This window comes from Mycobacterium sp. THU-M104 (assembly GCF_049197365.1).
GTDB lineage: Bacteria > Actinomycetota > Actinomycetes > Mycobacteriales > Mycobacteriaceae > Mycobacterium.
The window spans coordinates 1-6,944 of record NZ_JBMIOP010000119.1 but is presented as its reverse complement, the minus strand read 5'-3'; the positions used below and the strand labels follow the sequence as shown (position 1 = coordinate 6,944).

At 67.6% G+C, this 6,944-nt stretch carries 4 protein-coding genes; 2 read left to right on the top strand and 2 right to left on the bottom strand.

Annotation, left to right across the window (positions count from 1 at the left end; translation table 11 throughout):
* Positions 1 to 328: HigA family addiction module antitoxin (locus tag ACOJVU_RS10495; protein ID WP_421529721.1), on the top strand; the 328-nt coding region annotated here is incomplete at its 5' end.
* Between the two features lie 610 nt (positions 329 to 938).
* The gene (gene uvrA, locus ACOJVU_RS10490) at positions 939 to 3,854 is read left to right on the top strand and encodes an excinuclease ABC subunit UvrA (protein ID WP_421529720.1); all 2,916 of its coding nucleotides are present in this window, start codon (positions 939 to 941) and stop codon (positions 3,852 to 3,854) included.
* 137 nt (positions 3,855 to 3,991) lie between these two features.
* On the opposite strand, the gene ACOJVU_RS10485 is transcribed toward uvrA, so the two are convergent.
* Entirely contained in the window at positions 3,992 to 5,461 is a 1,470-nt protein-coding gene (locus tag ACOJVU_RS10485) for an alpha/beta hydrolase (RefSeq protein ID WP_421529719.1), read from the bottom strand.
* Positions 5,462 to 5,554: 93 nt separating this feature from the next.
* Positions 5,555 to 6,944 (bottom strand): bifunctional lysylphosphatidylglycerol synthetase/lysine--tRNA ligase LysX (gene lysX, locus ACOJVU_RS10480; protein WP_421529718.1); only part of this gene is annotated, 1,390 nt, incomplete at its 5' end.

Sequence of the window (6,944 nt, the reverse complement as noted above, 5' to 3'; positions counted from 1 at the left end):
TCGGTCGACGATCACTAGCGAAGCCAGAAAGGAGAGAGTGATGGCAGATTTCGCACCCACCCACCCCGGCGAGATTCTCTTGACCGAATTTCTCGAGCCGATGGGGATCTCTCAATACCGCGTTGCCAAGGCGATTGATGTGCCGCCGCGGCGTATCAATGAGATCGTCCACGGCAAGCGGGGCATCAGCGCCGACACCGCGCTTCGGCTATCGCGAGCGCTTGGCTTGACCGACATGTTCTTCATCAACATGCAGGCCCATTACGACGCCGAGATCGCACGTGAGCAGCTGGCGAACACGTTGGCACGTATCGGCCGCATCGCATAACACCAAATACCGTGAAGCGATAGGAGGGTCACACCCAGAGACCGACGCCGCTTGGCGACGACGAAGCGTTCCGCTGGCCGTCCGGTAGGGCGTCGGTCTGGGGGCCGGGTGGCGCGGCCAGGTGTAGACGTCGTCGGCGACGGAGGCCAACACGATGCCGCGCCGCCAATTCTGTCGGTGCCATTGCATAAAATCACAACCGTAAGCGATTGGAATCTATGTCCGAGCTTTTACACCCCTTCTTGGAAGCCACCGGCCGCAGGCGCCTGTTTTGCGTCTGAGTTAATGCGGCGGTTTGTCGAGCGGATAGACAGGGCGACGACAACCGGATTATCGGTGTCGTGCGTTACAACCGATGTGAACACAGGGGCGCTGAAGCGACGGACGACGACCACGGCGCACGAAAATCTGAGGGACTGGATCGACCGCGGTGCGACGCCCCCGGCGTGAACGCCGCCTGGGCGGCTACCGCCAGCCTGGCGCGGCATGCGCGAACCGGCGGTCCCACTGGTTGCGTTTGACGTCGTCGGCCGCCGATCGCGTGTCGGCGCCGGCGCATAGCATGGACTGCGCCGTTTGCGGCACGAAAACGTTCACCGAGAGGGGCAGGGTGGCTGATCGCCTCATCGTCAAGGGCGCCCGCGAGCACAATCTGCGTGGCGTCGACCTCGACCTGCCCCGCGACGCGCTCATCGTGTTCACCGGGCTGTCCGGGTCGGGCAAGTCGTCGCTGGCCTTCGACACGATCTTCGCCGAGGGGCAGCGCCGCTACGTCGAGTCGCTGTCGGCCTATGCGCGGCAGTTCCTGGGGCAGATGGACAAGCCGGACGTCGACTTCATCGAGGGGCTGTCCCCGGCGGTGTCGATCGACCAGAAGTCGACCAACCGCAACCCGCGCTCGACGGTCGGGACCATCACCGAGGTCTACGACTATCTGCGGCTGCTCTACGCGCGCGCGGGCACACCGCACTGCCCGGTCTGCGGGGAGCGGATCGCGCGCCAGACCCCGCAGCAGATCGTCGACCAGGTGCTGGCGATGCCCGAGGGCACCCGGTTCCTGGTGCTCGCGCCGGTGGTGCGCACCCGCAAGGGTGAGTTCGCCGACCTGTTCGAGAAGCTGAACGGGCAGGGCTACAGCCGGGTGCGGGTCGACGGCGTCGTGCACCCGCTGACCGACCCGCCCAAGTTGAAGAAACAGGAGAAGCACGACATCGAGGTGGTGGTCGACCGCCTCACCGTCAAGGCCACCGCCAAGCAGCGGCTCACCGACTCCGTGGAGACGGCGCTGAGCCTCGCCGACGGCATCGTGGTGCTGGAGTTCCCCGATGACCGGGCCCACGAGCACGACCGTCCCCGCGAGCAGCGGTTCTCCGAGAAGCTGGCCTGCCCCAACGGGCACGCGCTGGCCGTCGACGACCTGGAGCCGCGCTCGTTCTCGTTCAACTCGCCCTACGGGGCATGCCCCGAGTGCTCGGGCCTGGGCATCCGCAAGGAGGTCGACCCCGACCTGGTGATCCCCGATCCGGACCGCACCCTGGCCGCAGGCGCCGTCGCGCCGTGGTCGAACGGTCACACCGCGGAGTACTTCACCCGGATGATGGCCGGTCTCGGCGAGGAGCTGGGCTTCGACGTCGACACGCCGTGGCGCAAGCTGCCGGCCAAGGCGCGCAAGGCGATCCTGGAGGGCTCCGACCATCAGGTGCACGTGCGCTACCGCAACCGGTACGGGCGGACCCGCTCCTACTACGCCGATTTCGAAGGCGTGCTGGCGTTCCTGCAGCGCAAGATGGCGCAGACGGAATCCGAGCAGATGAAGGAGCGCTACGAGGGCTTCATGCGTGACGTGCCCTGCCCGGAGTGCGGGGGCGCCAGGCTCAAGCCGGAGATCCTGGCGGTGACGCTGGCCGCGGGGGAGCACGGGGAGAAGTCCATCGCCGAGGTCTGCGAGCTGTCGATCTCGGACTGCGCGGACTTCCTGAGCACCCTCACCCTCGGGTCGCGTGAGCAGGCCATCGCCGGACAGGTGCTCAAGGAGATCCAGTCGCGGCTGGGCTTTCTGCTCGACGTCGGGCTGGAGTACCTGTCGCTGTCGCGGGCGGCGGGGACGCTGTCCGGCGGTGAGGCGCAACGGATCCGGCTGGCCACCCAGATCGGGTCCGGCCTGGTGGGGGTCCTCTACGTGCTCGACGAACCGTCGATCGGCCTGCATCAGCGCGACAACCGCCGCCTCATCGAAACCCTGACCCGCCTCAGGGATCTGGGGAACACCCTGATCGTCGTCGAGCACGACGAGGACACCATCGCCCACGCCGACTGGGTCGTCGACATCGGCCCGCGGGCCGGCGAACACGGCGGCCAGATCGTGCACAGCGGAACCTACAGCGAGTTGCTGGCCAACGAGGAGTCGCTGACGGGCGCCTACCTGGCGGGCAAGGAGAGCATCGAGGTTCCCGCCGTGCGCCGGCCCGTCGACCCGCGCCGGCAGTTGACGGTGGTGGGCGCGCGCGAGCACAACCTGCGGGGCATCGACGTGGCATTTCCGCTGGGTGTGCTGACCGCGGTGACCGGCGTGTCGGGGTCGGGCAAGTCCACACTGGTCAACGACATCCTGGCTGCGGTGCTGGCCAACCGGCTCAACGGCGCGCGCCAGGTCCCCGGTCGCCACACCCGGATCACCGGGCTGGACCACCTCGACAAGCTGGTGCGGGTCGACCAGTCGCCGATCGGACGCACCCCGCGGTCCAACCCGGCCACCTACACCGGTGTCTTCGACAAGATCCGCACCCTGTTCGCGGCCACCACCGAGGCCAAGGTCCGCGGCTACCAGCCCGGCCGATTCTCGTTCAACGTCAAGGGCGGCCGCTGCGAGGCGTGCACCGGCGACGGCACCATCAAGATCGAGATGAACTTCCTGCCCGACGTGTACGTGCCGTGCGAGGTGTGCCAGGGCGCCCGCTACAACCGGGAAACCCTCGAGGTGCACTACAAGGGCAAGACAATCGCCGAAGTGCTGGACATGTCGATCGAGGAAGCATGCGAGTTCTTCGAACCGATCAGCGGCATTCACCGCTACCTGCGCACGCTGGTCGACGTCGGGCTGGGATATGTCCGGCTCGGCCAGCCCGCGCCGACGCTGTCCGGCGGCGAGGCGCAGCGCGTCAAGCTGGCCGCCGAACTGCAGAAGCGCTCGACCGGACGGACCGTCTACATCCTCGACGAACCCACCACCGGTTTGCATTTCGACGACATCCGCAAGCTGCTGAACGTCATCAACGGCCTCGTCGACAAAGGCAACACCGTCATCGTCATCGAGCACAACCTGGACGTGATCAAGACCTCGGACTGGATCGTCGACATGGGCCCCGAGGGCGGCTCCGGGGGCGGAACCGTTGTCGCGCAGGGCACGCCGGAGGACGTCGCCGCGGTCCCGGAAAGTTACACCGGCAAGTTCCTCGCCGAGGTCATCGGCCGTGCTCCGGTGCGCGCCCCGCGGCGACCCAGCCGCCGGCGCAAAGTCACGGCGTGACCAATCTTTCCGCGACACATAAACGTCTGCGGCGACACACGGCGTGTCGTCGCAGACGTTTATGTGTCGCGTCGCCGCAGCTGTCGTATCCGGGGCCGGGATCGGTTGATTCGTCGGGCCTGCGTGAGCGCTCGCCGCTAGCGCCGGTGGGTGTTGGAATGCTGGGCCGGGACCACCACTGCAGTGGCGGACGCAGGGGGCAAGGATGTGCGCGCAACCCCCGGCGTGCCCAGTCGACCCGCCAGCCAGGGCAGCGCGGCCGCGAAGGCCCGGCCCGCGAACGGCCAATCGTGCTTACCCGGCTGGGGGACCACCGCGCAGTCGATTCCGTTGGCACGGCCGGACGCACAAAGCGCATAGGCCGCCGCGGTCTGGTTGCCGGGATCGGCGGCCGCTTCCCGCGCGGCGCGACGGACTGCGCCGCTGTCTGCCAGCACGACGTCGCGGCGCGGCGGCGGGCCAACCGAGGAAATCGTGAACCAGCCGGCCACGTCGCGGTACGGCCCGTGCCGCGCGATCACCGTGGTCGGGTCGAATGCCGCCCAGGCGTCGGCATCGCCGCCGAACAGCCTGGCGACGGTCTGGGCCTTGTTGCCGGCGTTCGGGGAGAAGTCGCCGGCAACGTCGAGGAAGGCGCTGAACATCTCGGGATGCATGACGGTCAGGTCCACCGCGCAGGTTCCGCCCATGGACCAGCCCGCGACACCCCATCGAGACCGATCGGGGCTGACACCGAAATTCGCAACCATGTAGGGCACAACATCTTTGGTCAGATGGTCGGCGGCATTTCCGCGAACGCCATTGACGCATTCGGTGTCGTTGTTGAAAGCGCCACCGGAGTCGACGAACACCAACACCGGCGCCTTGCCGTCATGCGCGGCCGCGAAGTCGTCGATCGTCTTGACCGCGTTGCCCGCCCGCATCCAGTCCGCGGGTGTGTTGAACTGCCCCCCGATCATCATCACCGTCGGCAACGGTGGCGGCGGGCTGCTGGAAAACCACTCCGGCGGCAGGTAGACCAGCTCGCCGCGGTGCTTGAAATGGGATGCGTCCGAGGGGATGACCGCCGGCAGCACGGTGCCGTGCGGTGGTCGGGCCCCCTTGTTTGCCATCGCGGTGACGGTGGCCCGGTCGGCCTGATCGGGCAGCGGGCCGGAGATGACCTGGCTCCACGCAGACTGCACCGTCGGGAAGTAGCCAACCCACAGGTTGAGCACCAGCGCCGTGCTGAGCGCACATAGCGGCACGGCTACCAGCGCCACGCCACGCCGCCATCGCCGCGCGCTGCCCCAGCCCAGGATCAGCACGGCCACGGCCATGCCGGTCAACGTGATCCAGAGCCACAGTGCTGAGGGCGCGGGGTCCTCGGAGAGACCGCGGTCAACGATGTACCAGTGTGTGAGATAGGCCGCCACCCCACCGACCAGGACCGCCGCCGGCAGCCACACCGCCCGCCAGCGCCGTGAGCGCCAGCCGACGGCAAGCGTCAGCGTCACCGCGGTTGCCACCTGGATCGTCGTCGGCACCCAGCCATGCATCAACGAGATATGACCGGTGGCGAGCAACCGGTCCGTGGCATCGGTCATCGACGCTGTCACATGGTCCATTGTGAGCCATTGTTAACTCGCCCGGAACATATTCATCCACGTGTCGGACTGGCTGGCAGGTCCGCCTCGGGCTAAGGCGGGCCTAATACCGGTCTAATGCGGCTTTGCCAGCGGGAACGGCAGCGTCTCGCGGATGCTGCGGCCGGTGATCAGCATGACGACGCGGTCGACGCCCATCCCCAGCCCGCCGGTCGGCGGCATCGCATACTCCATGGCCTGCAGGAAGTCCTCGTCGAGCTGCATGGCCTCGGGATCTCCGCCGGCAGCCAGCAGCGACTGCTCCTGCAAGCGGCGCCGCTGCTCGACCGGGTCGGTCAGCTCGCTGTAGGCGGTGCCCAACTCCACCCCCCACGCCACCAGATCCCACCGCTCGGCGACGCCGGCGCGGCTGCGGTGCGGCCGGGTCAACGGCGACACCGACGTCGGGAAATCGGTGTAGAAGGTCGGCGCCTCGGTGTGCTGCTCGACCAGGTGCTCGTAGAGCTCGAGCACCACCGCGCCGGCATCCCAGTGCGGTCGGCAGGGGATGCGCGCAGCGTCGCACAGCTTGCGCAGCGCAGCCAGGGACGTGTCGGGGTCGATGTGTTCTCCGAGCGCTTCGGACACCGCGTCGTGAACTGTTTTCACCGGCCATCTACCGGAGATGTCGACCGGTTCGAGGCCGGCTCCGTGGGCGCCGCCGCGGGGTCGCATCGCGATCTGCTCACCATGGGCTGCTTCGGCGGCATTCTGGATGATTTCGCGGCAGGCGTCGATCCATACCGCGTAGTCGGCATGCGCCTGGTAGGCCTCCAGCAGGGTGAACTCCGGGTTGTGGCTGAAGTCGGCACCTTCGTTGCGGAACGCCCGGCCCATCTCGAACACCCGCTCCATGCCGCCGACGCACAACCGCTTGAGGTAGAGCTCCGGCGCGATGCGCAGGAACAGGTCCATGTCGTAGGCATTGATGTGGGTGACGAACGGACGCGCGGTGGCGCCGCCGTGGACCTGCTGCAGGATTGGGGTCTCGACCTCGATGAATCCTTTGGCGCACAATGTGTCCCGCACCGAGCGCACAATTCTGCTGCGTGCCGTGATCAGCTCGCGTGACTCGGGATTGACCGCCAGGTCGACGTAGCGCGTCCGCACCCGCGCCTCCGGGTCGGTCAAGCCTTTCCACTTGTCGGGCAGGGGCCGTAGGCACTTGCCCACCATCCGCCAGTCGTGTACGAGCAACGAGCGGGTGCCCTTTTTGCTGAAACCCATGTGCCCTGTCACCTCGACCAGGTCGCCGAGGTCGACCGCGCCGGTGAAGTCGGCGTTGCGCCCGCGGCCCAGGCGCGAATTGTCCAGCAGCACTTGGATTTCGCCTGACCAGTCGCGTAGCTGGCAGAAGATGACTCCGCCGTAGTCGCGGATGCGCAGGATCCGTCCCGCCACCGAGATGATCTCCCGGTCGTGCGCGTCGTGCGCGTCGTGCGCGTCGTGCGCGTCGTGCGCGTCG